We start from the raw sequence: 25,150 nt of genomic DNA, 5'->3' as shown, positions 1-25,150 counted from the left end.
GCCTTCCTTAACGCCGGCGTTCCATATCAGGGATATCGTCCCGGATATGGAACGTGAAGCGACGGTCGCCCCCGACCCTGTCGACGCCCGGCTCGGCCGCCGCCTCGCCGAACTGCGGGCCGAACACGGCTGGTCCCTGGGCGAGTTGGCGGAGCGCAGCGGAGTCGGCAAGTCCACCCTGTCCCGGGCCGAACGGGCCGAGACCAGCCCGACGGCAGCCCTCCTCAATCGCCTCTGCAACGTCTACGGCCGGACCATGTCACAGCTGCTCAGCGAGGTCGAGGCGGCACCCGCGCCTGTGCTGCGCGCCGCCGAGCAGCAGGTGTGGGAGGACCGCGCCTCCGGTTTCGTACGCCGGTCCGTGTCGCCGCCGCACGGCGGGCTGCGCGGCGAACTCGTCGAAGGGAGGCTCGCTGCAGGGGCGGACATCGCCTACGACCGGCCGCCGCTGCCCGGCCTGGAGAAGCACATCTGGGTGCTCGACGGGTGCCTGGCGGTGACGGCGGAGGGAGCCGAGCATCTCCTGGACGCCGGGGACTGCCTGCGGCTGCGGGTGTGGGGGCCGACCCGGTTCCGGTGCGCGGGACCGGCGCAGACGCGGTACGTGCTGGCGGTGGTGCGGCCATGAGGACACTGCGTCTGAAGGCGGATCAACTGTCCCAGCGGGTGGGGGAGTTGGCCGAGCTGCTGGCCGACACCGTGAATGGTGGGGCGTCCGTCGGCTTCCTCGCCCCCTTCGAGCGGGAGCGGGCAGTCGCCTGGTGGCGGGAGCGGGTGGCCGCCGTGGCCGCAGGGCAGCTCGCCGTCTGGGCCGCGCTGGACGGCACCGGCCGGACCGTCGGCACGGTCGGCCTCGCCTTCCCCTACCCCGGCAAACCCAACAGCCCGCACCGCGCCGAGCTGGTGAAGCTGATGGTCCACCGCGAGGCGCGGGGCCAGGGCATCGGACGCGGGCTGCTGGCCGTCGCCGAGGAGGCCGCGGCCGCCGCCGGGATCACCCTGCTCCATCTGGACACCGAGACGGACAGCCCCGCGGAACACCTCTACCGCTCGGCCGGCTGGACCCGCGCCGGGGTCATCCCCGACTACGCCCTCGACCCCACCGGCGTACTGCGCCCGACGACCCTCTACTACAAGCACGTGGACGCTCCGGGCAGGTGACTGTCAGTGGCGCGGGCTACGGTTCGGGGCATGCCGGAAGCCGAAGACGTACGCCGTGTCGCCCTGTCCCTGCCGGACACCAGCGAGAAGATCGCCTGGAGCATGCCCACGTTCCGGGTCGCCGGGAAGATGTTCGCCACGCTGCCCGAGGACGAGACCTCCATCGCCGTGCGCTGCCCCAAGGAGGAGCGCGACGAACTGGTGCTCGCCGAGCCCGGCAAGTTCTGGATCGCCGATCACGAGGCCCAGTTCGCCTGGGTCCGGGTCCGGCTCGCCGCACTGGAGGACGAGGGCGAGCTGCGCGACATCCTCGCCGACTCCTGGCGGCAGGCCGCCCCGCCCCGGCTCCTGGACTCCTACCCGGAGCTGGGGCTGCTCGGCGAGGAAGGCTGATCACCCGCGGGCCGGTGCCCCGACGAACGCGGTGATCCGGTCCCGCAGGCTCCCCGCGTCCAGCCCGTGCGCGGCCACATGTTCCTCGACCGTCCCGTAGCGCCGCAGCTCGCGCCGTCCCACGCCCAGCCCGAGCACCCGGTGCGGCACCTCGGCGAGCGCCTCGCTCACGGCGGGCGTGGACGTCCCCGCCAGGTACGGCTCGACCAGCACGACGTCCGTGCCCGCCGACTCCGTGGCCCGGCGCAGCGCGGCGGCGTCGAAGGGACGCACCGTCGTCGCGTACAGGACCGTGACGTCCAGGTCTCCGGTGGCGTCCAGGACGGCGTCCAGCATCGGGCCGACGGCGACGACCACGCCGGAGCGGCCCTGACGGACGGTACGGACACGCTGTCCGTCGACCGGAAGCGGTTCCCGGTTGGCCTGCGCGGACAGGCGCACGTACACCTTCTCGTCGCCCGCGGCCACCGCGTGCCGCAGCAGGGTCTCCGCCTCGTCGGGATGCCCCGGCACGTGTACGGTCCAGCCGTCGAGGGTGTCGAGCAGCGCCACGTCACCGGGCGCCATGTGCGTGTAGCCGCCCGCGGGCCAGTCGAAGGAGGCGGCCGCGCTGACCAGCACCGCACCGGCGTCCTGGTGGCCGAGGTCCAGCTTGACCTGCTCGAAGGGCCGCTCGACCAGAAAACTGGCGAAGGTGTGCACCACCGGCCGCAGACCGGTCAGCGCCAGCCCGGCCGCCGCCCCGACCAGCAACTGCTCGCGGATGCCGACGTTGATCACCCGGTCGGGATGACGCCGGCGTGTCTCCTCCAGGGTCGCCGCGCCGATCTCGGCGAGGACGACCACGACCCGCGGATCCTCGTCGAGGAGCCGGGAGACGACGGGGACGAAACGGTCACGCATGGTGTCCATGGAAAACAGTGCCCTTCCTGTGCGAAGTGCCGGACGGCCGGTCAGAGGGACTTGGACTCGACACGGGCCACCACCACGTGCGGGCGGCCCGGATGCGGGGCGGTGAACGCCTCGTACAGCGCCTCGTGGTCGCGTCCGTCGACGGTCATCGCCGACCAGCCGGCCGCTTCGAAGCGCGCGGTGATCCCGCCGGGCCGGGCGTGCCGGGCGGAGGAGTTGTCGACGACGACGGTGTGCAGCCGCTCCAGACCGGCGGGCCCGGCGAAGGCGATCGCCTCGTGGTTGCTGCCCTCGTCCAGCTCGGCGTCCCCGGTCAGCACCCACACCCGGGGCTCGTCCACCCCCTGGAGGCGCAGGCCGAGAGCCGTCCCCACCCCGATCGGCAGCCCGTGCCCCAGTGAACCGCTGCCGATCTCGACGCCCGGGACGAGGGTGCGGTCGGGGTGGTGACCGAGGGGGGAGTCGTAGGAGCCGAAGCCCGAAAGCCACCCCACCGGGACGAAGCCCTTGGCGGCGAGCACCGCGTAGTACGCCATCGGCCCGTGCCCCTTGCTCAGCAGGAACCGGTCCCGGGCCGGGTCGTCGATCCGGTCCGGGGTCACCCTGAGCACCCGGTCGTAGAGCACCCACAGCACGTCGAGCGTGGAGGTCGCGGCCGGTCCGTGCTTCTCGTCGCCGGTCATCAGGCTCATCAGGACGGGCAGACCGGCATGCCCGCGTGTCTGTTCCTCGGTGGTCGTCATACCGTGGATCGTGCGACCTCAACCAAACTTGAGGTCAAGCGATCACCCGCCCCGGACGAAATGCGTGCACGACCACCGAGCCGAGTGCGGTATTCTTTCCCTGCACGTTTCGACCAGGAAAACCCCAGGTCAGACGGGCATCGGGACGTGGCGCAGCTTGGTAGCGCACTTGACTGGGGGTCAAGGGGTCGCAGGTTCAAATCCTGTCGTCCCGACCAGCTTTGTTGCAGGTCGGAGGTCGTTCTCTCGTTTGCGGGAGGGCGGCCTTTCGCGTTTCTGGACGGCTGGTGGTCGCAGTGTGGTCGCAGGCCGGGTTCGGGGCTGGGCTGCGGTGGCGCTGAAGGACGGCGGGGCGCGGGAGCGGAGCCGATGGAGGGCTTCACGGAGCCGTTGGATGTGGTGCGTGGTGATCGCAGCTGCTTCTGCCGGGCCTGCCGGCCGGCTCTCTGTTCGGCTTGTGTGAGGGTCCGCTCGATGGTGTCGACGGCTTTTCGGGCGGCTAGCTGGGTGAGGTGGCTGTATGTGTTGGCCGTGGTGAACAGGGTGGAGTGGCGCAGTGTCTTGGCGACCTCGGTGAGGGGACGCCGGCGGCGATGGTGAGGGTGGCGGCTAGGGACTCAGGGGTGAGCGAGGTCCGCTCCCGGCTGTGGCGAGCCCGAATGGCCGGTGGCGGTGTCATGGGCGGTCACCGTGGGCAGGCCGTCAGACGGGCGGGGCACGCGCGTACGTTCCGCGCGGGTCCGGGTACGTCGGAGAGCAATGGTGCGGCGTCGTGCGCGGGCAAGGGCGAGTACAGGGAACGATGCTCCTCGTCTTCGGGGACGTGACCGTCCCCTCCGCCCGCTCGGCCTCGCCACGCCCTTCCCTCACCCAGCCCGTTCCCCGCTCACCCGTGCCAGTACCCCCCGGATCATCTCCGCGCTGATCATGAAGTGCTCCTGGGCGATCTCCTCCGCCCGCTCCGGCTCTCCCGCCGCGATCGCCTCGTAGAGGGCGGCGTGCCCTTCACCCGCCCGGTGGAAGTGGCTGCGCTCGCCCTTTCCCCACGGCTCGATCGGGAAGCCGAGGCTGATCCGGGTCAGCAGTTCGCGACTGAGCCGGGTGATCTGGGCGTTATGGGTGGCCTCGCAGATGGCGCGGTGGAAGGCGCTGTCGGCGGCCTGCTCCTCGCGGGGCGTGCTCGCGGAGAGATGCGCGGACAGGGCCTCCCGCATCGGCGCCAGGTCCTCGGGCCGCCGGCGCCGGGCGGCCGTCGCGGCCACCATGCCCTCCACAAGCCCGCGCAGGTCGAAGAGCTGCTCGAACTCCTCCCAGCGGGGCAGCAGGGTCCGTCGGACCGCGGCCCCGGAGGACTCGCTCCAGCTGTCCTGCACGAACGCCCCGCCGTTGCGGCCCCGGCGGATCTCGATGATCCCGAGGGCCTGGAGCCGCCCGACGGCCTCGCGCACAGTGGGGCGGCTGACGTGCAGCAGCCCGGTGAGCTCGCGCTCGGCCGGGAGCCGTTCGCCGGGCAGGAAGTCGCCCACGGCGATCGCGGTGAGGAGCCGGTCGGCGACCTCGTCGACGGCCGAGGTCACCCGTACCGGGCGAAGCGTGGACGAGAGGCTGCCGCCGAGGAGGACGCGGTCGATCAGGCGCGCGTACTCATCACCGCTTCCCGAAGGCCCGAGCGAGTCAGGTGACTCTGCCGGCTCTGATGCGGATGTCAGGTGTCCTCCCGAAAATCGTCGCTTCTGTAAACGCAGGCGACCCACGTAAACCCGCCGTTACGTCTTGCCCTGGCCCGACCAAAAGGTCTTGTGGGCTGACCTTTTTCCCCATCACTATCTCACTCATCCGTCACCCCCGACGTTTTCAGACAGCGGTCGGCTGATTCCGGCCGGTCTGGGAGGCTTCCCGTGGCGATCCCCGAACCGAACCACACCGGAACCGCCGACTTCAACGGCTATTCCACCTGGTACCGGATCACCGGTGAACCGGGCAGGACACCCCTGGTGGTCCTGCACGGCGGCCCCGGCGCCGGGCACAACTACACCCTCAGCATCGCGGGCATCTCCCGACAGGGCCGCTCTGTGATCCACTACGACCAGCTCGGCACCGGACACTCCACCCATCTGCCCGCCGAGGGGGCCGATTTCTGGACCGTCCAGCTCTTCCTCGACGAACTCGACAACCTGCTCAGGGAACTGGGTATCGCCGATGCGTACCACATCCTCGGCCAGTCCTGGGGCGGCATGCTCGCCGCCGAGCACGCGGTGCGCCGCCCACCCGGGCTGCGAGGTCTGGTCATCGCCAACTCCCCCGCGTCCATGGAGCTGTGGCTCAAGGCGGCGGCCGAACTCCGCGCCGAACTGCCGGAGGAGGTCCGGCGGACCCTGCTCGCCCATGAGGAGGCCGGGACCACGGACCACCCCGACTACCGGGCGGCCGAACAGGTCTTCAACAACCGCCATGTCTGCCGCCTCACCCCCAATCCGCCAGAGGTCCAGGCGACTTGGGACAACATCGAGGCCGACCCGACCGTGTACCACACGATGAACGGCCCGAACGAGTTCCACGTCGTCGGCACTCTCAAGGACTGGTCCGTCATCGACCGGCTGCACCTGATCGAGGCACCGACCCTGCTGGTGTCGGGACGGTTCGACGAGGCCACTCCCGAGACCCTCCGCCCCTTCGCCGACCGCATCCCCGATGTGCGCTGGCACATGTTCGAGCATTCGAGCCACATGCCGCACGTCGAGGAGGAGGAGCTCTACCTCCGGGTCGTCGGCGAGTTCCTCGACTCCACCGACTGATCCCCGACCGAGACCGGGAGAGTTCACAGCCATGCCTCGCAGCGCCCTACTGCACCGCGCCAGACGGAGCGCATTCGCCGCCGCCACCGTCGCGCTCGCCCTGACCGCCGCCGCCTGTTCGTCCTCCGACGACGGATCCTCCTCCGACCCGAGCAGCTCCGCCTCCGGCTCGAGTTCCGCCGCCTTCCAGTCACAGCACAAGGGCGGCACTCTGAAGCTGGTCGCCCACGCGGCGGCGGGCAGCTTCGACCCGCAGGTCAACTACACACTTCAGTACTGGCAGCTGTACCAGTCGATGTACGACGGACTGCTGGCCTTCAAGAAGGTGAACGGGCAGGAGTCCTTCACCGTCGTCCCGGACTTGGCCACCGCCATGCCGAAGGTCAGCAACGGCGGCAAGACCTACACCTTCACGCTCCGCAAGGGCGTCACCTTCTCCAACGGCAAGGCCCTGACCACCGACGACGTGGTGGCGTCCTTCGAACGGATCTTCAAGGTCTCCAGCCCCACCGCGGGCACCTTCTACAACGGCATCGTCGGCGCCGACGCCTGTCTGAAGACGCCGGCCTCCTGCACCCTGCCCAAGGGCGTGGTCGGCGACGCGAAAACGGGCACGGTCACCATCAACCTGACCGCCGCCGACCCGGAGTTCGCGTACAAGCTGGCCGTCCCGCACGCCAGCATCGTCCCGAAGGACTCGCCGGCGAAGGACGCGGGTACCAAGCCGCTCCCGACGACGGGCCCGTACATGGCGGCGTCGTACGACCCCAACCGGGCGCTGAAGCTGGTGCGTAACCCGCACTTCAAGGAATGGTCGCGCGAGGCGCAGCCGCAGGGCTACCCGGACGACATCGACTACACCTTCGGCCAGACGGTCGAGTCGGAGGTGACCGCCGTGGAGAACGGCCAGGCGGACTGGATGTACGACCCGCCGCCCGCCGACCGCCTCAACGAGATCGGGACCAAGTACGCCTCCCAGGCGCATGTGAATCCGCTGACCGCGTTCTGGTACGCCACTCTCAACGTCAACATGGCGCCGTTCAACAACAAACTGGCCCGCCAGGCGATCAACTACGCGGTCGACCGGTCCGCCGTCGTCCGGCTGTACGGCGGCGCGAACCTCGCCTCCCCCGCCTGCACGATCCTCCCGCCGGGCTTCCCCGGACACGTCGACACGTGCGACTACACCAAGGGCGGCGGCACCACCTGGAAGGCCGCGGACCTCGCCAAGGCCAAGGAGCTGGTGAAGAAGTCCGGTACGGCCGGTCAGGAGGTCGGGATCGTCGTCCAGGACGACGACGTCAACAAATCGATCGGGCAGTACCTCCAGAGCCTGCTCACCCAACTCGGCTACAAGGCGACGCTCAAGCCGCTGTCGGCGAACATCCAGTTCACCTACATCCAGAACACCAAGAACAAGGTGCAGCTGGCCCTCACGTCCTGGTACCAGGACTATCCGGCGCCTTCCGACTTCCTCAACGTCCTGCTGTCCTGCGCCAGTTACCACCCCGGCAGCGACTCAAGCATCAACATCTCCGGGTTCTGCGACAAGGGCGTCGACGCCAAGATGCAGACGGCGATCAAGACCGCGCAGACCGACCAGGCGACCGCGGACAAGCAGTGGGGCGCCATCGACCAGGAGATCATGGGTGAGTCGCCGGTGGTCCCGCTGATCAACCCGAAGTTGATCGACTTCACTTCGACCCGGGTGGGCAACTACCAGTTCAGCAAGCAGTTCTACATGCTGCTCGGGCAACTGTGGGTGAAATGACCCTCGCAGCCGCCCCCGCGGTGAACCCTGCCCCGTCGACCGGGGCCCGGCGCTCGCAGGGCCCCTGGCGGACGGCCGCCGCCGACCTGCTCCGCAACAGGTCGGCGCTGGCCGCCGCAGCGGTCCTGCTCCTCGTCGTGCTGGCGACTCTGTGCGCACCGTTGTACGCGGACCACATCGCCCACACCGACCCGTTCCAGTCCCATGTCTCCGGCACCACGGTCATCGACGGCAAGACCGTGCCGGTGCTCACCCCGAGCAGCACCGGCCTCGGCCTCGGCGTCACGCCCATCGGCCCGACCTGGGACCCCGCCCACTACTTCCTCGGCGCCGACAACCAGGGCCGCGACGTCATGGCCCGCCTGCTGTACGGCGGCCGCACGAGCCTGTTCATCGGGGTGACGGCGGCCCTGCTGTCCTGCGCCGTCGGGACGGCCGTCGGTGTGGTCGCCGGGTACGCGGGCGGGGTCGTGGACTCGGTCATCTCCCGGATCCTGGATGTCATCTGGGCGTTCCCGGTGTACCTGCTGGCGATCTGTCTGTCGGTGGTCCTGCTCACGAACGGCCTCAAGCTGGGCCCTGTCACCGTGGAGGCCGGCAGCCTCTGGCTGCCGATCACGATCATCGCAGCGATCTACGTGCCGTACATCGCGAGGCCGTTGCGCGGGCAGGTGCTGGTGCTGCGGAACAAGGAGTACATCCAGGCGGCCATCGGCTCCGGCGCCCCCACCCTGCGCATCCTGCGCCGCGAGGTGCTGCCGAACGTCGTCCCCACGGCCATCGTCTTCGTGCCGTTGATGACCGCGCTGGCGATGCTGACCGAGTCGGCGCTGTCCTTCCTGTCGGTGGGTGTCCAGCCGCCCGACGCCAGCTGGGGCACGATCATCCAGGACGGTCTGGGACTGCTCTACACCCGTCCCACCGTGACCATCGCCCCCGGTCTGCTGATCGCGCTGACCACGGCCGCGCTCAACGTCCTCGGCGACGGGGTGCGCGACGCCCTCGACCCGGGCGCCCGGCTGCGCGGAGGGGTGTGACCATGCTCGTCTTCGCCCTCAAACGCTTCGGCTCGGCCCTGCTGGTGATGTTCGCGATCAGTGTGATGGTGTTCCTGATCTTCTTCGCCACCCCGGGCGTCGACCCGGCGGCCCGGATCGCGGGCCGCAACGCGGACGCGGCCACCCTCGCCCAGGTGCGGCACTCCTTCGGCCTCGACCGGCCGCTGCCCGTCCGCTATCTGCTGATGATGCGGCACCTGCTGATCGACCGGGACCTGGAGTCGTTCGTCAACCGCGGCTCCAAGGTGATCCCGCAGATCCTGCAGGCCACCCCGGTCACCCTCTCTCTGGTCATCGGCGCGGCCCTGATCTGGATGACGGCCGGGATCCTCATGGGCACGGCGGCGGCGACCCTGCGCGGCAGGGCCGCCGACCCGCTGATCATGCTGGTCGGTGTCGTCGGCGTCTCCCTGCCGGCCTACTGGCTCGGCGAGGTCGTCAACCTCCTCACCCAGAGGCAGTTCCACGACTCCCTCTTCTCCTGGGTACCGCCGCCCGGCTATGTCGGCCTGAGCCAGAACCCCGGTCAGTGGGCACTGCACATGCTCTTCCCCTGGCTGACCCTGGCCCTGCTGTACGCCGGGATCTACGCCCGGCTGCTGCGCGGCGAGGTCGTCACCGCGCTGGGCGAGGACTACGTCCGCACGGCCCGTGCCAAGGGCCTCTCGGAACGGCGGATCCTGCTCCGGCACGCGCTGCGCTGCTCCCTCATCCCGATCGTGTCGCTGTTCGGCCTGGACTTCGGTGCGCTCGTCGGCGGGGCCGCGCTGCTGACCGAGGTGGTCTTCGGACTGCCCGGCATCGGCAAGCTCACCTACGACGCCCTCCAGAACCTCGACCTGCCGGTGATCATGGGGACCGTGCTGTACGCGGCGTTCTTCGTAGTCCTCGCCAACGCCCTGGTGGACATCCTGTACGCGCGACTCGACCCGAGGGCCCGCCATGCCTGAACCCCTGCTGGACGTACGAGACTTGCGGGTACGGTTCCGCACCCGCCAAGGCCTGGTCACCGCCGTCGACGGACTCTCCTTCTCCGTCGCGCCCGGCGAGGTCCTGGGCGTGGTGGGCGAGTCGGGCTCGGGCAAGAGCGTGTCGATGCTGGCCGTGCTGCGGCTGCTCACCAACCCGAACGTCACTGTGTCGGGCGAAGTCCGCTTCCGGGGACGGGACTTGATGACCCTGCCCGACAAGGAGATGCGGGCGGTGCGCGGCCGGGAGATCGCCATGGTCTTCCAGGACCCGATGACCGCCCTGACCCCCGTCTACACCGTGGGCTGGCAGATCGCCGAACAGATCCGGGCACACGAGAAAGTCTCCCGCAAGGAGGCCGGGGCCCGCGCGGTACGGCTGCTCTCCGACGTGGGCATCCCCGACGCGGCTTCCCGGGCGCATGCCTACCCGCACGAGTTCTCCGGCGGCATGCGCCAGCGCGCGGTCATCGCGATGGCCCTCTCCTGCGATCCCGCGCTGCTGATCGCCGACGAGCCGACCACGGCGCTGGACGTCACCGTCCAGGCGCAGATCCTCGATCTGATGCGGGAGCTGAACGCCCGCGGCTCGGCCATGGTGCTCATCACCCATGACATGGGCGTGGTCTCGCAGATCGCCGACCGGGTCCTCGTCATGTACGGCGGCCGGGTGGCCGAGGAGGGCCCGCGGCGGGCGGTGTTCCACGGCCCGCGGCACCCGTACACCTGGGGCCTGCTGGACTCGGTGCCCCGCGTGGGCGGCCCCCGGCTGCGGCGGCTGCCCACCATCGCGGGCGTGCCGGTCTCGCCCGGTGCCCTTCCGGAGGGCTGTGCGTTCGCCCCGCGCTGCCGGTTTCGCCACGACCGGTGCGCGGAGCGGCCCGTGCTGACTCCCGGCGGCGAGGACGCCTCGCACCTGGACGCGTGCTGGCTCGCACCGGACGACCGCGCGGGACTGCGGCTGACCGCACGAGCGGCCGACGGGAAGCAAGGCAGGGACCAGGACGCGGAGGTGGCGTCGTGACGACAGCACAGGACGGTACGACCGTCCCCGCGCACGACGTACTGCTGCGCGCCACGGACATCACCAAGCACTACCCCCTCCGGGGCGCGCGCCGGGTCCTGCGCGCCGTCGACGGTGTCTCTCTGGAGGTGCGCGGCGGCGAGACCCTCGGTGTCGTCGGCGAGTCGGGCTGCGGCAAGTCCACGCTGGCCCGCTGTCTGGTCCGGCTCACCGAACTCACCAGCGGGCGGGTCGAGTTCGACGGGCAGGACATCTCCACCCTCTCCACGCGCCGCCTGCGCCCGTTGCGGCCGGGCATGCAACTGGTCTTCCAGGACCCGCAGGCCTCCCTCAACCCCCGCCGCCGCGCCGGGGACATCGTCGCCGAGCCGCTGCTCGTACACCGGTACGGCGACGCGGGCGCGGTGCGCCGGCGGGTCGCCGAGCTCTTCGACGTCGTAGGACTGGCGGCGGCCCATCTGGACCGGTATCCGCACGAGTTCTCCGGCGGCCAGCGCCAGCGCATCGGCATCGCGCGGGCCCTGGCCACCAGCCCGAAGCTGATCGTCGCAGACGAACCGGTGTCCGCGCTCGACGTGTCGATCCAGGCCCAGGTGCTGAACCTGTTCGCCGACCTCCAGGAGGAGTTCGCCCTCACCTACGTCTTCATCGCGCACGACCTCGGAGTCGTACGGCACGTGTCGGACCGGATCGCCGTCATGTACCTCGGCGAGATCGTCGAGCTCGCCGCGACGGAGGCGCTGTACACGGCCCCCGCGCACCCGTACACCCAGGCCCTGCTGTCGGCGGTCCCGGACATCGACGACGGGACGCTCGCGGACGACGGGCCGCCCCGAGAGCGGATCGTCCTGACCGGGGAGGTGCCCAACCCGGTGGACAAACCCACAGGTTGCCCGTTCCGCACCCGCTGCCCCTACGCCCAGGAGCGGTGCGCGACGGAACGCCCACGGCTCGCACCGGGCGCCGCCGGCCGCCAGGTGGCCTGCCACTTCCCGCTGGCCGGTTGAACGGAGCGATGGCCGCGATCAGGGACACCAGGGCGAAGAGCTGCTCATCGTCGTGGTGCCTGGCGGCCATCGCGCGGACCTCGTCCGGGGCGTCGGTCCCGTCGGCGATGCGGATACCCTCCCGAGTGGCCCTGCAGCCGCCGCTGGTGACCACTGGCTTCACCTGGGCCCAGTCCTCCAGGTAGTCGGGGCCCATGGAGCAGCCGAAGCCGCTGTGCTTGTAGCCGCCGAAGGAAGCGCCGATGTCCCCGCTCGGTCATGTCTCGCGTCCACACGGTGGCGGTCAGTCCGTACCGGGTGCCGTTGGCGACCGCGACCGCTTTCTCCTCGTCCTCGTAGGCGGGCACGGAGAGCACCGGGCCGAAGATCTCCTCCTGGGCGATGCGCATCCCAGGGGTGACCCGGTCGAAGAGGGCGGGTTCGACGAAGTATCCGCTGTCGTACAGCTCGCCGGTGAGCTTGCCGCCCCCCACGACCACTTCGCCGCCCTCTTCCCGGCTGATCAACCAGGTAGTCCAGCACCCTCTTCTCCTGCCGGGCGTTGATCAGGGGCCCATGTCGACCGGCTGGTTCCACAACCCCACCCGCACCGAGCGGAAGGCGTCCGCGACCTCGGCGACGAGTGCTGCTGGCGATCGTCCATGCGTGCGCCCCCGCATCCGACTGCTGGACGGCCTTCGACGCCGGCGAACACCGCACCGCTCAGCACAGCTCAGCACGGCTCAGCGTGTAACAGCTCCCCTCCATCATGGTCGAGGGCACGCGGCGGGTGGCGATGATCCAGGAGCAGGGCCACCCGCAGCAGATGGGCGGGGGCGGAGACGGCCATGGGCGGCGGGGCGGTGTCGGCGGCCGCGGTGGCGGACGGCGGCGGAACGGAACCGGGCATCACGACTCCAGGAACGGTGAGCGGAGCGGGCATGCCTGCGGGCGCCGAGAGGTGCACGGCATGCAGGGGACGGCCGCACGACAGCGGCTGTCCGGACAGCGGCGTGCGGGGTACGCACGACTATGGGCGGTCCGCCGGCCGCCCGCCGTCCTCCGCGCGATCCGAATCCCGTATAGCCGGCCATCCAGGCCATGGATGACCTCACCCGCGCAGAGGGCCCACCCTCGGGGTGCGGACCGACCGACTCGGGGTGGAGGGGGCAGCGCGCCTGTCCGGTCGAGCGGCCGTCGGGGGAGAGACAGGGCCTCCGGGCCGACCTCGGTGGCCCGGTCGCTTACGCCGTGCGGACATCCGGCCGGAGTAGTATGACGACCGGGAGTTTGAACTCTCAAACATTCGCTCATCGGAGAACGTCATGCGCGTCGCGATCACCGGATCCACCGGACTCATCGGTTCCGCCCTCACCCGTTCCCTCCTCGCCGACGGACACCGCGTGCTGCGTCTGACCCGCGGCCGGACCGTGGCCCGGGCGGCGGACGGCACCGAATCCGCGGCGTGGGAGCCCGGCGCCCGGCTGGACCCGGCCGTCCTGGACGGCGTCGACGCCGTGGTCCACCTCGCCGGTGCCGGGGTCGGCGACCGGCGCTGGACCGCGGCGTACAAGCAGGAGATCAGGCTCAGCCGCCTCCAGGGGACGCAGACCATCGCCGACGCCTGTGCCGAGGCCGCCGAGCGGCCCCGGGTGCTGATCTCGGCCTCGGCCACCGGCTACTACGGCGACACCGGCGACCGTGTCGTCACGGAGTCCGACCCGGCCGGAAACGACTTCCTGGCCTCCGTCTGCGTCGGCTGGGAGGCCGCCGCCGCGCCGGCCGAGCGGGCCGGCGTCCGCGTCGTGCACCCGCGTACCGGTCTCGTCGTCTCCGCCGACGGCGGCGCCTGGGGCAAGCTCTTCCCGCTCTTCCGGTACGGCCTCGGCGGCCGGCTCGGCTCGGGTGACCAGTTCTGGCCGTTCATCTCGCTGCCCGACCACATCGCCGCCCTGCGCCACGCGATCGACCACGAGGACGTCGCCGGCCCCCTCAACTTCACGGCCCCCGAACCGCTGACGAACCGCGAGATCACCCGTGCGACGGGCCGGATCCTGCACCGGCCCGCCCTCGCGGCCGTCCCCGCCTTCGCGCTGCGCACCGTCCTCGGCGAGTTCGCCGAAGGCATCACGGGCAGTTGCCGGGCCGTCCCGGAGGGCCTGCTGAAGGCGGGCTTCACGTTCCGGCAGCCCCGTATCGACGAGGCGCTGCGCGCCGCCCTGCACCAGGGCTAGCCAGGCGGCCATACCCGGCCCCGGTGGTCGCCCCGACCTGCCGCGTTAACCTGTCGTTATGTGCCCGAACCGTCCGGAAGGGGTCGAACCCGACCCGTCCCCGGCCGCGGGTGCGCGGGCGCGGACACTGGCGTTGGCCCTTCGGCAGGCGACGGCAGGTGTCGGCGGACAAGGCGCCCTGCTGCACCGGTGGGATCCCGGCGCCGGCCGGCTGACCCTGGTGGCGGTGGACGGTGTCGACGCCGGGACGGCGCGGGCCTGGGCGGAGCTGGACGAGGAAGAGGACGTACCGCCGGCCCGCGCGCTGCGCCGCGGTGTCCTCGTCCGGGTGGCCGGGGACAGCCTCGGGACCGGCGCGGCCGGCACGGTGGCGGTCCCCCTGACCGGGGCCCACGGGCCAGTCGGCGCGCTCTCGGTGCTGCTGTCCGGCAGCGGCGGGCCCGACGACGTGCAGCTGTCCTTCCTGCACGCGGTGGCGGCCTGGACCGCGGAGCGCCTGGAGCACGCCGACGGGAAGCCTCCGCACGGGGAACCCGCGCCCGGGCGCGAGCGCACGGTCCGGACGGAGGAGCTGACCGCGACGCTCGCCGAGGCCGTGACCGTCCAGGACGTCGTACAGGCCGTGGCGCAGCATGTCCTGTCACCGTTCTGCGCCGACGGACTGGTCGTCTCCGTGTTCGAGAACGGCCGGCTGACCAGGGTCGGCGAGGTCGGCTACCCCGCCGACTACCTGAAACGGTTCGAGGGCCCGCTCAACGCCGGCCTGCCCGTCACCGACGTGCTCCGGACCCACAGGCCGCAGTTCATGGAGTCGCCGGCCCAGATGTACGAGCGCTATCCCGCCGTCACGGACAGGATCCTGATGGGGACCTCGCCGAAGATGGCGTGGGCGTTCCTGCCGCTGATCGCCTCCGGGCGGGCCATCGGTGTGTCCATCCTGTCCTACAACCAGCCGCGCCCCTTCGACGCGGAGGAACGCACCCGCCTGACCGGCCTCGGTGCTCTGGTCGGCCAGGCACTGGAGCGGGCCCGCCTGTACGACCTCGAACACGCCCGCGCGCAGGAACTGCAGAGCGCCCTGCTGCCCCGGACCCTGCCCCGGCTGCCCGGCGCCGTCGCGGCCGCGCGCTACCTGCCGGCGGGCCGGGGCGAGCAGGTGGGCGGCGACTGGTTCGACGTGATCCCGCTCTCCGCCGACCGGGTCGCCCTGGTGGTCGGCGACGTGATGGGCCACGGCATCGCCGAGGCCGCCACCATGGGCCGGCTGCGCACCGCCGTACGCACCCTGGCCGACCTCGACATGGCCCCGGACGAACTGCTGGGCCACCTCAACGACCTGGTCAGCGACCTGGGCGAGGACTTCTACGCCACCTGCCTCTACGCCGTCTACGACCCGGTCGGCCGGACCTGCTGCTACGCCCTCGCCGGGCATCCGCCGCCGGTCTTCGTGCATCCCGACGGCACCGTGCTCAGCCCCGTCGTGAGCCCCGATCCGCCGCTCGGAGCCGCCACCCCGCCGTTCGCCGTGCACGAACTCGTGCTCCCGGACGGCAGCCTGGTCGTCCTGTGCACCGACGGGCTCATCGAGTCCGACGCCCAGGACGCCGAGCAGGGACTGGCCGAGCTGCTGCGCGTCCTGCGCCGGGCCGCGGTCCGGCCCGCGCGCTTCACCGGCGCCGACCAGGAGGAGGACGCCCGGGGCCTGGCGGAACTGTGCGACACGGTCGTCTCGGAGCTGCTCCCGGACCGGGAGCGGACCACCGACGACGCGGCCCTGCTCATCGCCCACACCCGCGCCATGCCCGCCGACGACATCGCCTCCTTCGGCCTGCCCGACGACCCCCGGGCGGCCGGCCAGGCCCGTGAACTCGTCCGCGGCCAGCTCTCCCGGTGGGGCCTGGACGACCTGTCGACGACCACCGAGCTCCTGGTGAGCGAGCTGGTCGGCAACGTGATCCGGCACGCCAGGGGCCCCATGCGGATGCGGCTGCTGCGCAGCCGCATGCTGACCTGCGAGGTCTACGACGGCAGCCTCACCACCCCGCGCATCCGCCACGCCACCTACACCGACGAGGGCGGCCGCGGCCTCCAGCTGGTCGCCGCGCTGTCCCGGCGCTGGGGCGCCCGCTACCTCAGCGACGCCAAGTGCATCTGGACCGAGCAGGACATCCCGAACGGCTCCGGGCAGGCCGAAGTCCGGGGCCGGGCCACGTCGATACTCCACAGGTGACAGGCCGAAGCCGGGATGTCCTGCCGGATCCGTCGACGTCGAACCCCCTCGGCGGCCCACCGGCCGGGTCGCGGGCGGCTCCCTAGTGCTGTGACCGGGAAGGTTCACCGGTTGGGCCACGCTGCTGGCTTGGAGCGGCATTACGCCCCCGCGGGGGTGGTCGGTCGTGTCGCATATCGGTGGCGCATGGCGTCGCTGGCTGCAGGGCCTGCGGTGAAGACGTAGCTGTCGCTGTCGTCGAGCCGGCGGCCCGTCTTGGCGTCAACGACGACAGGCTCGACTTCCTCGCCGCTGTCCGCGTCGATGAGGATCATGCTGCGTTCGGCAGGTGTGAGGCGGGAGTTGCCCCACGCGGCCAGGGCGACGATCACCGGCCGCAGGGAACGCCCGAGTTCGGTGAGGACGTACTCGTGGCGTACGGGGTTGGTCTGGTAGGGCCGGCGCTGCAGCAGTCCGTCGGCGACGAGGGTTTTCAGCCGGGTGGTGAGCATGCTGGAGGAGATACCCAGACTCTCCTGGAACTGGTCGAAGCGCGTGTAGCCGTCGAAAGCGTCGTGGAGGATCAGCAGCGTCCACCACTCGCCTACGTGTTCCACCGTCGTGGACAGTGGGCACTCCCGGTCCTCCAGCCTGATCCGGCTTGCCATGGTGGCCATCCCCTCAGTCACTGCTAAAGTCGAAGTTAGTAGCTTCTATTTTAGCAGTAATAATGGGAGTGGCGCCTTCTGCGCCCGCACCCGGGAACGGAGCACACCGTGACCACATCCATCAGCGAATCCCTCGAAGGCCGACGCGCTCTGGTCACCGGCGGCACCAAGGGCACCGGAGCCGCCATCGCCCGACGTCTCGCCCAGGCCGGCGCGACCGTGCTGGTCACGGCCCGCAGCCGCCCCGACGACGCCGCGGAGAAGGCGTTCATCCCCGCCGACCTGTCCAGCGCCCAGGGCGCAGCCCACGTGGCCGCCGAGGTGGACGCCCGCGTGGGAGGCGTCGACATCCTGGTCAACACCCTCGGCGGGTCCGAGGCGCCGGCTGGAGGGTTCGCCGCGCTCGGCGAGGACGACTGGGCCAGGGAGCTGAACACGAACCTGCTGGCCGCTGTCCGCCTGGACCGCGCACTCCTGCCGCACATGATCGCCACAGGTAAGGGCGTGATCGTGCATGTCACCTCGATCCAGCGCCGCATGCCGCTGTGGAACGGAACCCTGGCCTACGCCGCCGCCAAGGCCGCCCTGACCACCTACAGCAAGGGCCTGGCCAACGAGGTCGCCCCGCACGGTGTCCGCGTCAACACCGTCTCGCCCGGTTTCGTGCAGACCTCGGCCGCCGACAACCTCGTCGCCCGGATCGCCCACGACGCAGGCATCACGCAGGAAGCGGCGCTGGGCCGGCTCATGGACTCCCTGGGCGGCATCCCGCTGGGCCGTCCCAACCGGCCCGAGGAAGTGGCCGAGCTCGTCGCCTTCCTCGTCTCGGACCGCGCCTCGGCCATCGTCGGTGCCGAACACGTCATCGACGGCGGCACCACCCCCACCGTCTGAACCCGCCACCCCAAGGAGCGTCATGAACGACAACCAGCCCCGCACCAGCACCCCGGACACCCTGCCCGAGGTGATCACCCGCTACTTGACAGCGCACCGCGCCCACGACACCGCCACCGCACTCACGGCGTTCACCCGCGAGGCCACAGTGATCGACGACGGCAACACCTACGAGGGCATCGAGGCGATCAGGGAGTGGCTCGACCGATCGGCCACCGAATTCACCTACACCATCCACCTCACCGGCGCCCAGCAGACCGGCGCAGCCCGCTACATCGCCGCCCACCACCTCGAAGGCAACTTCCCTGGCGGGACCATCGATCTTCGTTACCAGTTCACACTCCGCGACGGCCTCATCGAACGCCTCGTCATCGAGCCCTGAGTCCCTGCCGGCGCCACCCGTTGCCGCCTCAGGCGAAAAGCCCCGCTCGCCTCGCAATCTCGGCGACTCGCCTCCCTGCCAGGTCAGGCCGCCAATCGCAGGGGCCGTCCGCCCCAGCGGATGCCTTTCTCGCTGCGGATGCGGGCGCGTCCTTGCGTTCGGCGGCCAGGACGTCGCGGTGGCGGGTGTTGGCGTTGCGCCACCGGAGGTAGGCGTGCAGGGCCCGGGTCTGAACGGTGTGGTTGGAGTGGTTGGAGTTGGCGATGGTGAACTGCCGCAGCGGTCCGAAGTGCGCTTCGATCGGGTTCGCCCAGGAGGCGTAGGTCGGGGTGAAGCACAGCTCGACCTTGTGTTTCTTCGCCCAGCGTCGGATGTCGGCGCTTTTGTGGGCGGACAGGTTGTCCAGGATCACGTAGATCGGGGCGCCGTCGGGCCGGGCGGCGCGGATCGATTTCAGCGCGGCCAGTGTGTTCCCGGCACCTTTCTTGCGCCGGTTGACGCCCCAGAGGGTGTCGTCGCCGACCGAGTAACAGCCGTGGAAGTAGCGCACCCCGTGAGTGCGGTGGTAGGTGGCCGGCACTCGGTCGGGATGTTTCCGTCCGGCCCAGCCCGAGCCGGCAGTCGGCCGGATCCCGAGCGGGCCGAACTCATCGAAGGCGAACACCCGGTCCGGGAAGCGGCCAAGGACCTCCTCGATCCGGTCCAGCTTCGCCTCGCGGTCCGGGTCGGGGGATTCCTTCCATGTCTTGGTGCGCTGGAAGGTGACACCACGGCGGGCGAGCAGGCCGCGTAACGCCTCACGGCCAATGCGGATCACTCGGCCGTGGACTTTCCGCAGGTAGGCGACGAGCTTGCGCAGCGACCAGCGGGTGAAAGGCTGGCCGAGCTTGGTGGGGCGGGTGGTGGCCGTCGTGACGACGAAGTCCTCGTCGTCACGACTGAGCAGGCGGGGACGGCCTCCCGCCCACCGAGGGTCCAGGCAGGCCAGACCGATCTCGTTGAACCGGTGGATCACATCGCGCACGGTGTCCTCGTCAGCCTGCACCAGCTGAGCAATCACCGGCACCCGGTTCCCGCCGGCCGAGGCCAACAGCATCATCGCGCGCCGATAGCGCACCGAGTTGGTGCTGCCACGGCGCACGATTTGCTGCAGTTTCTGCCCCTCCTGGTCGGTCAGTCTGCGCACGCGGACAGGCTCGGCCACCGCGCCTCCAGCGGTCGGATCGGACGTCACCGCACATCCAACCGCCACGACGGCCGACCCGGCGAACCTATGCGGTCAGAGCACTAGCTCACGAACCCCACATGGGCCAGGGCCTGCTTCAGCAACACCCCGTGACCACCTGGCATCTCGCTCTGCACGGCCTCCAGCATGGCCTCCTGCGGGCTGAACCACACCAGGTCCAGGGCGTCCTGCCGGGGCCGGCAGTCACCGGTGACCGGCACGATGTAGGCCAGCGACACCGCGTGCTGACGCGGGTCGTGGTACGGGGTGACGCCCAGCGTCGGGAAGTACTCGGCCACCGTGAACGGCTGCAGGGAGGCCGGCACCCGGGGCAGCGCCACCGGGCCGAGGTCCTTCTCCAGATGGCGCAGCAGGGCGTCACGGACCCGCTCGTGGTGCAGGACACGGCCGGAGACGAGGGTCCGGCTGACCGTTCCGTCCGGGCCGATGCGGAGCAGCAGGCCGATGCTGGTGACTTCGCCGCTGTCGTCGACGCGGACGGGCACGGCCTCCACGTACAGGATCGGCATGCGGGCGCGCGCCATCTCCAGCTCGTCGGAGGACAGCCAACCCGGCGTGGTTTCGGTCATGTCAGACATTGCTTGATCATACTTTCCGGACAGGGCGCGCGGTCAGTCGCGGCCGGGGTCGGATGCGGGAAGTCCGTAGAGACGACGGGCGTTGCCGCGTCCCGTCCAGGCGGCGATCCGCACCGCGTCGGTCGGGCTCAGTTCGTCGGCGTCCACCCGGGCCTGGAGCATTCCGGCCAGCCCCTGCCGGAAGGACAGCGCACCGAGGTGGTGGAACTCGGCCACACCATAGGCGTCCGAGCTGTACAGCAGTTTGCGGAACGGGGTGATCTCCATCGCCTCCGCCAGCACCGCGCCCGCCCGGGCCGGACCCACATGGTGCAGCGCGAGCCCGACATCGAGGTGCACGTGCTCGAACACCGCCGCCAGGTAGGCGGCCTGGCGCTGGTAGGGCCAGCAGTGCAGCAGGAGCACCGGGACGGTGCCGGTGGTCAGCCGCAGCCAGTCGGTGAGCAGGGCCGGGTCCGCGTGGTGCAGCCGAAGGTCCGAGTCCCCGAAACCGGCGTGGAGCTGGAGCGGCAGCCCGAGCCCGACGGCGGTCCACAGCAGATGACGCATCAGGACCGGGTCGGTGAGCCTGCCGCCCCCGGAGAACCACAGCGCCGCCGCCCGGGTCACCTCGGCGTCCGTCGGCCGCGCCGGGTCCAGCGCGAAGCCGGTGCGGTAGGCGGCCACCGACTTGACCGCGACCACACCCGGCCGCCGTACCGCCTCCTCGGCCGCCGCCCGGAAGGCGCCCGCGTACTCGGCCGCGTCGATGCCCCGTGCGGCCACCGCCTCGGCGACGCCCTCCAGCCGTACCACCTCGTACGCACGCGCGCCGGCCGCCGCCGCGAGTTCGGCGGGGGAGGTGACCGGGTGCGGGGCGTAGCCGGTGTCCACGCAGAACGCCTCCGTGTGCGCGGCCGTCAGGAACCGGCGGTTGACCTCCTGCCAGCCCAGTTCGGCCCGGCGCGCGAGGTAGTCGGCGACGGGCGCGTGCCGGTCCAGGCCGAGCAGGGGTGCGCAGTGCCGGCGTACGGCGATGCCGGCGGGGCTGTCGAACGGCGAGACGCCCGGCCACGCCTCGCCCTCGGTCAGCAGCGACGCGAACTCGGGCTCGGTGAGGTCGGCGGTGACCGCGCCGTGGCAGTGGTGGTCGACGAGCGGGAGCGCGTCGAGCGCCTCCCGGACCTGACCCGGCATCAGTACTTCCAGCGGTAGGCCGCCGCCACCCCGGCGTCGTCGAGCCCCGCGACGGCCGCCGTCTCGCCTTCGCGTACGGCGATCACCGCGTCCGCGAGGACCGGGCCGAGCGCGGTGCGCAGCACCTCGTCCTCGCGGAACTCCTCGACGGCCTGGGGAAGGGAGGTCGGCAGTCGGCGCACGCCCCGGGCCACCGCCTCGTCCGGGATCAGCCGGGCCGGGTCGTCGGTGACCTCCTCGGGCAGCGGCGCGGCCGAGGCGAGCCCGTCGAGTCCGGCGGCGATGACGCAGCCGAGCGCCAGGTACGGGTTGGCGGCCAGGTCGACCGGCTTGACCTCCAGGTTGGCCTCCTGGCTCTGGTGGCCGGCCGTGCCGGTGATGACCCGGATCCCGGTCTCGCGGGTCTCCCGGCCCCAGGCCGTGTACACCCCCGCCCACTGGGCGGGCCTGAGCCGCAGATAGCTGGCCGGGCTCGGCGCGGTCACCGCCGTCAGCGCGGGCAGGTGCGTCAGCAGCCCGGCGATGAACGACTCCGCCGCGGCCGTCATGCCGTACCGGGCATCGCCCCCGGCATGCAGGTTGACCCCATGGCGCCACAGGGAGAGATGCAGGTGGCCGCCGTTGCCGACGCCCCGCTCGACGACGGCCGGGGCGAAGGAGGCGCGCAGGCCGTACTTCTGCGAGACCGCGCGGACGGTCTGCCGGACCAGCACGCTCTGGTCGGCCGCCGCCACCGGGTCCAGGGCACCGGTGGAGAGCTCGAACTGGCCGGGCGCGTACTCGGGGTGGAGCTGGGCGACCGGCACCTCCTGCTTCTCGAGGGCCGCGAGCAGGTCGGCGGTGTAGTCGCTCAGTTCGATCTGCCGGGCGGCGCTGTACGCGGGACCCGACGTGGCCGGCGCGAACTCGTCGGCCGGCGCGGCGGCCCGGCCGAGCACCCACTCGAGCTCGACGCCCGCTCTGAAGGTGACACCGTGCCGCTCCTCGGCGTCGGCGACGACACGGCGCAGGAAGGTGCGGCTGCACCCCGGATGCCGTTCACCCTCCTGAGTGACCCGGTCGACGGGCGCCCACGCCCAGCCGGGCTGCCCGGCCAGCACCACCAGCCGGTCCAGGTCCGGATGGAGACGCAGATCGCCGTCGGGCGAGCCGAGCACGTCGGTGCGCACGATCGCGTCGTTCGCCAGGAAGGTGTCGAACACCGGGGACATGCCCACGCCCCAGGCCACCGCAGGCTGCAGCCCCTGCCAGGGAACGGTCTTCACCCTGCAGATCCCGGCGGTGTCCACATACGCCAGCACGATCCCGCGCACGCCCTGCGCGGACAGCTCGTGGGCGAGGGCATGGGCCCGGGCCAGATCGCCGGGGCTCCCGCCGGGTACGGGGTCGACCAGGGGTGGCATACGACGTCCTCCTCGACGGGCTCGGATGCACGCGTCCCGGCCAGGGTTTCACGCCGACCGCGCCGAACTGCGCTACCGGCGCCGGGGAGTCGGTCCCGGCGGCCACGGAGTCCAGGGCGGCGCGTGCGGTGCCGGAGCCCGCTCAGGCGTGGCCGTCGCGCCAGGCCAACGCGGCGATCTCCACCCGGTTCCGGGCCGACAGCTTGAGCTGGACGCCGGACGGAAGCGTCTTGACCGTGGACAGCGAGACGAACAGCTCGGCGGCGATCTCGGCGTTGGTGCGGCCGACGGCGACCAGCCGCACCACGTCCAGCTCGCGGCCGGTGAGGGGCTCGGCGGGTGGTGCGTCGACCGGCCTGGCGGCGGCTTCGGCCTCGTCGGCATCACGGATGGCGTCACCGCCCTAGGCGGCACGCTGGACGCGGGTCCGGGTCCGGGTCCGGGGCGGTGGGCGGCTGGACGGTACGGGCACTCTTCCCGTTGGGCAGAGGCTGAGGACTCGGTCGGCGCCGACGGGTCCGTGCGACGACAGACGGCGCCGGATCCGGCGCTCACGGCTTGACGAGGCGGTCCTGCTCCACCGGAGGGGTGCCGTCCTGCCAGCGCAGCGGCTTGCCGAAGCGGATCAGCTCGCCGTAGAGCCCGGGGTCGACATCCGCCGCGAAGACGAGGTCGAGCACCGCACGGGCGGCCTCGGCGGGGGACTGGGCGCCGCTGTAGTCGCTGAACCAGGGGCGGGACGTGGCCGTGTCGACCATGCCGGGGCAGACGGAGGCGACCAGGGTGCCGGTCGCCAGGTCCTGCTCGCGGCGCTCGGCGGCGACCGCGCGGACGGCGGCCACCTGGGCCACCTTCGAGGGCACGTTCAGCCACACGGGCCAGCCGGCCTCGGCGGCGGTGCGGTTGTGGACGGCGCTGCGCCAGGACTCGACGGCGTACTCGACCTGGTCGAGGCTCGCGCCGTCGAACAGGTGGTGCAGCCGCGGGTCGAGGTGGCCGAGGGTGCCGAGCGAACTGGCCACCACGAGCAGCCGGCCCCGCGGGCGCAGGACGGCGCCGAAGGAGCGCAGGACCGCGTGGGTGGCGGTGTTCGAGACGTCGATGAACTCGTCGGCCCGCTCGGACTGCGAGTCCTCGGGCAGGACCCGGGCGACCGCGTTGGAGACGACGATGTCCACCCCGCCGTACCGGGCCCCGAGTTCGTCGGCGAGCCGGTCGATCGCGTCGGTGTCGGTGACGTCCAGGACCCGGCCCTCGACGCGGGCGCGCGTCGAGGGCCGGCGGGCGACCTCGGCGGCGGCGTCCGGCACCCGTCTCGGGTCGCGTCCGGTGAGCAGAACCAGGTCGTCCGGGCCCAGCCGGGCGGCGAGGCCTTCGGTGAGGGCGCGGCCGAGTCCTTGGTTGGCGCCGGTGACGAGGGCGATGCGGGGAGCGTTCATGCATCCCACGCTAGGAACGGCGCGTCCATGAGTCCAACGAAAGTTACGCACGGCTAGTATGCGTGAGCGTCATGGACTTCAACGATGTGTCACTGACCGCGCTGCGGGTCTTCCGCGCGGTCGCCGATCAGGGAACCTTCACCGCCGCCGCGGCCTCGCTGGGCTACACCCAGTCCGCGGTGTCCCGGCAGATCGCCGCGATCGAGCGGGCTTCGGGCGCGGAGCTCCTCGAGCGGCGGCGTGACGGAGTAAGGCTCACCGCGGCCGGCCGGGTCGTCATGCGGCGCGCCACGACCGTGCTCGACGAGATCGAGGCGGCGGCGAGGGAACTGTCCGGGCTGCCCGCAGAGGCCGGGACGGTCCGTCTGGGCTGGTACCCCACCGCGGGAGCCGTGCTGGTCCCGCACGCCCTGACCGCGCTCCGCCGGACGGACCCCGGCCTCCGGGTCGTGGGCCGCGAGGGCACCACCCCCGCACTGGTGCGTGCCCTGCGCGCCGGCAGCATCGACCTGGCCCTGCTCGCGTCGGCACCGCCGTTCCGGGCGCCGGACGCCGAGTCGCCCCCGCTGGTGCTCCAGACCCTCACCGAGCGCGCCCTGTGCCTAGCGCTGCCGGCCGGTCACCCCCTGGCCCGCGGCGGCTTCGTCGACGTGGCCGATCTGCGCGGGCAGCGCTGGATCGCCGGGTCCGCCTCGGGAGAGGACCGGTTGATGGGCGTGTGGCCCGGCCTGGACGAGCGGCCGGAGATCGCCCACGTCGCGCGCGACTGGCTGGCCAAGCTCCATCTCGTCGCCGCCGGCTGCGGGTTGACCACCGTACCGGCCGCCCTGGCCTCCGCGGCGCCGGCCGGTGTCCGGATCCTGCCGGTGCGCGGCGGACCGCAGGAGCAGCGCCGCCAGCTGCTGGCCCGGCTGCCGCACCCGCCCGCGGAGGCGGTCACCCGGGTGGCGGCCGCCCTGCGGGCGGCGGCGCTCGAAGCGGACGTACCGGACCGGCTGGACCGGCTGGACCGACCCGACCGACTGGACCGGCCGGATCGATCGGACCGACCGGATCGATCGGACCGACCGGATCGATCGGACCGACCGGATCGGTCCAAGTGAGCCTTCC

The 25,150-nt window shown here is 71.6% G+C and carries 24 protein-coding genes, 1 tRNA gene and 2 pseudogenes; 15 read left to right on the top strand and 12 right to left on the bottom strand.

Annotated elements, in window-relative coordinates:
* Window positions 1-46: 46 nt before the first annotated feature.
* The 3 genes from ACFY6U_RS11275 to ACFY6U_RS11265 are packed head-to-tail and all read left to right on the top strand — an operon-like array spanning window position 47 to window position 1,554.
* Window positions 47-628, top strand: a complete 582-nt coding sequence (locus tag ACFY6U_RS11275; RefSeq protein ID WP_390036949.1) for a helix-turn-helix domain-containing protein — start codon at window positions 47-49, stop codon at window positions 626-628.
* The gene (locus tag ACFY6U_RS11270) at window positions 625-1,161 is read left to right on the top strand and encodes a GNAT family N-acetyltransferase (RefSeq protein ID WP_390036948.1); all 537 of its coding nucleotides are present in this window, start codon (window positions 625-627) and stop codon (window positions 1,159-1,161) included. Before ACFY6U_RS11275 ends, ACFY6U_RS11270 begins: the two co-directional genes overlap by 4 nt.
* Window positions 1,162-1,191: 30 nt before the next feature.
* A complete protein-coding gene (locus tag ACFY6U_RS11265) occupies window positions 1,192-1,554 on the top strand; it encodes an MmcQ/YjbR family DNA-binding protein (RefSeq protein WP_390036947.1) in 363 nt (120 codons plus the stop codon).
* Here the strand turns inward: ACFY6U_RS11265 and ACFY6U_RS11260 are convergent, their stop codons facing one another.
* Together ACFY6U_RS11260 and ACFY6U_RS11255 are read right to left on the bottom strand one after the other, a co-directional pair.
* Window positions 1,555-2,466, bottom strand: coding sequence for a transketolase family protein (locus ACFY6U_RS11260; protein ID WP_390036946.1), 912 nt, complete (start codon window positions 2,464-2,466; stop codon window positions 1,555-1,557).
* Between the two features lie 41 nt (window positions 2,467-2,507).
* Window positions 2,508-3,209: a transketolase gene (locus ACFY6U_RS11255; RefSeq protein ID WP_390036945.1), complete on the bottom strand. Its 702-nt coding sequence runs from the start codon at window positions 3,207-3,209 to the stop codon at window positions 2,508-2,510.
* A gap of 141 nt (window positions 3,210-3,350) precedes the next feature.
* Here ACFY6U_RS11255 and ACFY6U_RS11250 point away from each other — a divergent pair.
* Window positions 3,351-3,427: transfer RNA gene (locus ACFY6U_RS11250), tRNA-Pro, on the top strand.
* Between the two features lie 648 nt (window positions 3,428-4,075).
* Here the strand turns inward: ACFY6U_RS11250 and ACFY6U_RS11245 are convergent.
* Window positions 4,076-4,786, bottom strand: a complete 711-nt coding sequence (locus ACFY6U_RS11245; RefSeq protein ID WP_390036944.1) for a FadR/GntR family transcriptional regulator — start codon at window positions 4,784-4,786, stop codon at window positions 4,076-4,078.
* Between the two features lie 321 nt (window positions 4,787-5,107).
* Between ACFY6U_RS11245 and ACFY6U_RS11240 the strand changes: the two genes are divergently transcribed.
* Genes ACFY6U_RS11240 through ACFY6U_RS11215 form a run of 6 tightly spaced genes read left to right on the top strand, consistent with a single transcriptional unit; the run spans window position 5,108 to window position 11,832 of the window.
* On the top strand, window positions 5,108-6,004 hold the full coding sequence (locus ACFY6U_RS11240; protein WP_390036943.1) for a proline iminopeptidase-family hydrolase: 897 nt from the start codon (window positions 5,108-5,110) through the stop codon (window positions 6,002-6,004).
* 31 nt (window positions 6,005-6,035) lie between these two features.
* Window positions 6,036-7,775, top strand: coding sequence for an ABC transporter substrate-binding protein (locus ACFY6U_RS11235; protein WP_390036941.1), 1,740 nt, complete (start codon window positions 6,036-6,038; stop codon window positions 7,773-7,775).
* Window positions 7,772-8,812 (top strand): ABC transporter permease, encoded by a 1,041-nt coding sequence (locus tag ACFY6U_RS11230; RefSeq protein WP_390036939.1) that lies wholly within the window; start codon window positions 7,772-7,774, stop codon window positions 8,810-8,812. Before ACFY6U_RS11235 ends, ACFY6U_RS11230 begins: the two co-directional genes overlap by 4 nt.
* Window positions 8,813-8,814: 2 nt before the next feature.
* Entirely contained in the window at window positions 8,815-9,783 is a 969-nt protein-coding gene (locus ACFY6U_RS11225; RefSeq protein WP_390037618.1) for an ABC transporter permease, read from the top strand.
* Window positions 9,776-10,825, top strand: a complete 1,050-nt coding sequence (locus tag ACFY6U_RS11220) for an ABC transporter ATP-binding protein (RefSeq protein WP_390036938.1) — start codon at window positions 9,776-9,778, stop codon at window positions 10,823-10,825. The genes ACFY6U_RS11225 and ACFY6U_RS11220 overlap by 8 nt, the downstream gene beginning before the upstream one ends.
* On the top strand, window positions 10,822-11,832 hold the full coding sequence (locus ACFY6U_RS11215) for an ABC transporter ATP-binding protein (protein ID WP_390036936.1): 1,011 nt from the start codon (window positions 10,822-10,824) through the stop codon (window positions 11,830-11,832). Before ACFY6U_RS11220 ends, ACFY6U_RS11215 begins: the two co-directional genes overlap by 4 nt.
* Window positions 11,833-11,876: 44 nt before the next feature.
* Here the strand turns inward: ACFY6U_RS11215 and ACFY6U_RS11210 are convergent, their stop codons facing one another.
* Window positions 11,877-12,338: an aldehyde dehydrogenase family protein gene (locus ACFY6U_RS11210; protein ID WP_390036934.1), complete on the bottom strand. Its 462-nt coding sequence runs from the start codon at window positions 12,336-12,338 to the stop codon at window positions 11,877-11,879.
* Window positions 12,339-12,544: 206 nt separating this feature from the next.
* Entirely contained in the window at window positions 12,545-12,721 is a 177-nt protein-coding gene (locus ACFY6U_RS11205; RefSeq protein ID WP_390036932.1) for a hypothetical protein, read from the bottom strand.
* A gap of 415 nt (window positions 12,722-13,136) precedes the next feature.
* Between ACFY6U_RS11205 and ACFY6U_RS11200 the strand changes: the two genes are divergently transcribed.
* Window positions 13,137-14,045 (top strand): TIGR01777 family oxidoreductase, encoded by a 909-nt coding sequence (locus ACFY6U_RS11200; protein ID WP_390036930.1) that lies wholly within the window; start codon window positions 13,137-13,139, stop codon window positions 14,043-14,045.
* Window positions 14,046-14,178: 133 nt separating this feature from the next.
* Entirely contained in the window at window positions 14,179-16,275 is a 2,097-nt protein-coding gene (locus ACFY6U_RS11195; protein WP_390036928.1) for a SpoIIE family protein phosphatase, read from the top strand.
* Window positions 16,276-16,415: 140 nt separating this feature from the next.
* Here the strand turns inward: ACFY6U_RS11195 and ACFY6U_RS11190 are convergent, their stop codons facing one another.
* Window positions 16,416-16,922 (bottom strand): winged helix-turn-helix transcriptional regulator, encoded by a 507-nt coding sequence (locus tag ACFY6U_RS11190; RefSeq protein WP_390036926.1) that lies wholly within the window; start codon window positions 16,920-16,922, stop codon window positions 16,416-16,418.
* Window positions 16,923-17,030: 108 nt separating this feature from the next.
* On the opposite strand from ACFY6U_RS11190, the gene ACFY6U_RS11185 reads away from it, so the two are divergent.
* Window positions 17,031-17,816 carry an SDR family oxidoreductase gene (locus tag ACFY6U_RS11185; RefSeq protein WP_390036924.1) on the top strand — a complete coding sequence of 262 codons (786 nt, stop codon included), beginning with the start codon at window positions 17,031-17,033 and terminating at the stop codon, window positions 17,814-17,816.
* A 22-nt stretch (window positions 17,817-17,838) separates the two neighbouring features.
* A complete protein-coding gene (locus ACFY6U_RS11180; RefSeq protein WP_390036922.1) occupies window positions 17,839-18,198 on the top strand; it encodes a nuclear transport factor 2 family protein in 360 nt (119 codons plus the stop codon).
* Window positions 18,199-18,281: 83 nt separating this feature from the next.
* On the opposite strand, the pseudogene ACFY6U_RS11175 reads toward ACFY6U_RS11180, so the two are convergent.
* From ACFY6U_RS11175 to ACFY6U_RS11150, 6 genes and pseudogenes are all read right to left on the bottom strand, one after another.
* Window positions 18,282-19,402: pseudogene (locus ACFY6U_RS11175) on the bottom strand (IS630 family transposase).
* Window positions 19,403-19,485: 83 nt separating this feature from the next.
* The gene (locus ACFY6U_RS11170; protein ID WP_181808617.1) at window positions 19,486-20,013 is read right to left on the bottom strand and encodes an NUDIX hydrolase family protein; all 528 of its coding nucleotides are present in this window, start codon (window positions 20,011-20,013) and stop codon (window positions 19,486-19,488) included.
* A 42-nt stretch (window positions 20,014-20,055) separates the two neighbouring features.
* Window positions 20,056-21,198: an amidohydrolase family protein gene (locus tag ACFY6U_RS11165; protein WP_390036920.1), complete on the bottom strand. Its 1,143-nt coding sequence runs from the start codon at window positions 21,196-21,198 to the stop codon at window positions 20,056-20,058.
* On the bottom strand, window positions 21,198-22,601 hold the full coding sequence (locus ACFY6U_RS11160) for a glutamine synthetase family protein (RefSeq protein WP_390036918.1): 1,404 nt from the start codon (window positions 22,599-22,601) through the stop codon (window positions 21,198-21,200). The genes ACFY6U_RS11165 and ACFY6U_RS11160 overlap by 1 nt, the downstream gene beginning before the upstream one ends.
* 142 nt (window positions 22,602-22,743) lie before the next feature.
* A pseudogene (locus ACFY6U_RS11155) lies at window positions 22,744-22,965 on the bottom strand (helix-turn-helix transcriptional regulator); the annotation flags it as partial.
* 187 nt (window positions 22,966-23,152) lie between these two features.
* Entirely contained in the window at window positions 23,153-24,040 is an 888-nt protein-coding gene (locus tag ACFY6U_RS11150) for an SDR family NAD(P)-dependent oxidoreductase (protein ID WP_390036916.1), read from the bottom strand.
* A 71-nt stretch (window positions 24,041-24,111) separates the two neighbouring features.
* Between ACFY6U_RS11150 and ACFY6U_RS11145 the strand changes: the two genes are divergently transcribed.
* Window positions 24,112-25,143: a LysR family transcriptional regulator gene (locus ACFY6U_RS11145; protein WP_390036914.1), complete on the top strand. Its 1,032-nt coding sequence runs from the start codon at window positions 24,112-24,114 to the stop codon at window positions 25,141-25,143.
* Window positions 25,144-25,150: the final 7 nt, after the last annotated feature.

The sequence above is a fragment of the Streptomyces sp. NPDC013157 genome, from assembly GCF_042899865.1.
GTDB lineage: Bacteria > Actinomycetota > Actinomycetes > Streptomycetales > Streptomycetaceae > Streptomyces.
This window is presented reverse-complemented; position numbering and strand designations above follow the sequence as displayed.

Bases quoted from the DNA above. Each gene is read 5' to 3' on its own strand.
- ACFY6U_RS11165 (WP_390036920.1), bottom strand. From the start codon at position 21,198: ATGCCGGGTCAGGTCCGGGAGGCGCTCGACGCGCTCCCGCTCGTCGAC.
- ACFY6U_RS11225 (WP_390037618.1), top strand. From the start codon at position 8,815: ATGCTCGTCTTCGCCCTCAAACGCTTCGGCTCGGCCCTGCTGGTGATG.
- ACFY6U_RS11170 (WP_181808617.1), bottom strand. From the start codon at position 20,013: ATGACCGAAACCACGCCGGGTTGGCTGTCCTCCGACGAGCTGGAGATG.
- ACFY6U_RS11205 (WP_390036932.1), bottom strand. From the start codon at position 12,721: ATGCCCGGTTCCGTTCCGCCGCCGTCCGCCACCGCGGCCGCCGACACC.
- ACFY6U_RS11180 (WP_390036922.1), top strand. From the start codon at position 17,839: ATGAACGACAACCAGCCCCGCACCAGCACCCCGGACACCCTGCCCGAG.
- ACFY6U_RS11255 (WP_390036945.1), bottom strand. From the start codon at position 3,209: ATGACGACCACCGAGGAACAGACACGCGGGCATGCCGGTCTGCCCGTC.
- ACFY6U_RS11145 (WP_390036914.1), top strand. From the start codon at position 24,112: ATGGACTTCAACGATGTGTCACTGACCGCGCTGCGGGTCTTCCGCGCG.
- ACFY6U_RS11265 (WP_390036947.1), top strand. From the start codon at position 1,192: ATGCCGGAAGCCGAAGACGTACGCCGTGTCGCCCTGTCCCTGCCGGAC.
- ACFY6U_RS11230 (WP_390036939.1), top strand. From the start codon at position 7,772: ATGACCCTCGCAGCCGCCCCCGCGGTGAACCCTGCCCCGTCGACCGGG.
- ACFY6U_RS11200 (WP_390036930.1), top strand. From the start codon at position 13,137: ATGCGCGTCGCGATCACCGGATCCACCGGACTCATCGGTTCCGCCCTC.
- ACFY6U_RS11275 (WP_390036949.1), top strand. From the start codon at position 47: ATGGAACGTGAAGCGACGGTCGCCCCCGACCCTGTCGACGCCCGGCTC.
- ACFY6U_RS11190 (WP_390036926.1), bottom strand. From the start codon at position 16,922: ATGGCAAGCCGGATCAGGCTGGAGGACCGGGAGTGCCCACTGTCCACG.
- ACFY6U_RS11270 (WP_390036948.1), top strand. From the start codon at position 625: ATGAGGACACTGCGTCTGAAGGCGGATCAACTGTCCCAGCGGGTGGGG.
- ACFY6U_RS11235 (WP_390036941.1), top strand. From the start codon at position 6,036: ATGCCTCGCAGCGCCCTACTGCACCGCGCCAGACGGAGCGCATTCGCC.
- ACFY6U_RS11160 (WP_390036918.1), bottom strand. From the start codon at position 22,601: ATGCCACCCCTGGTCGACCCCGTACCCGGCGGGAGCCCCGGCGATCTG.
- ACFY6U_RS11260 (WP_390036946.1), bottom strand. From the start codon at position 2,466: ATGGACACCATGCGTGACCGTTTCGTCCCCGTCGTCTCCCGGCTCCTC.
- ACFY6U_RS11220 (WP_390036938.1), top strand. From the start codon at position 9,776: ATGCCTGAACCCCTGCTGGACGTACGAGACTTGCGGGTACGGTTCCGC.
- ACFY6U_RS11150 (WP_390036916.1), bottom strand. From the start codon at position 24,040: ATGAACGCTCCCCGCATCGCCCTCGTCACCGGCGCCAACCAAGGACTC.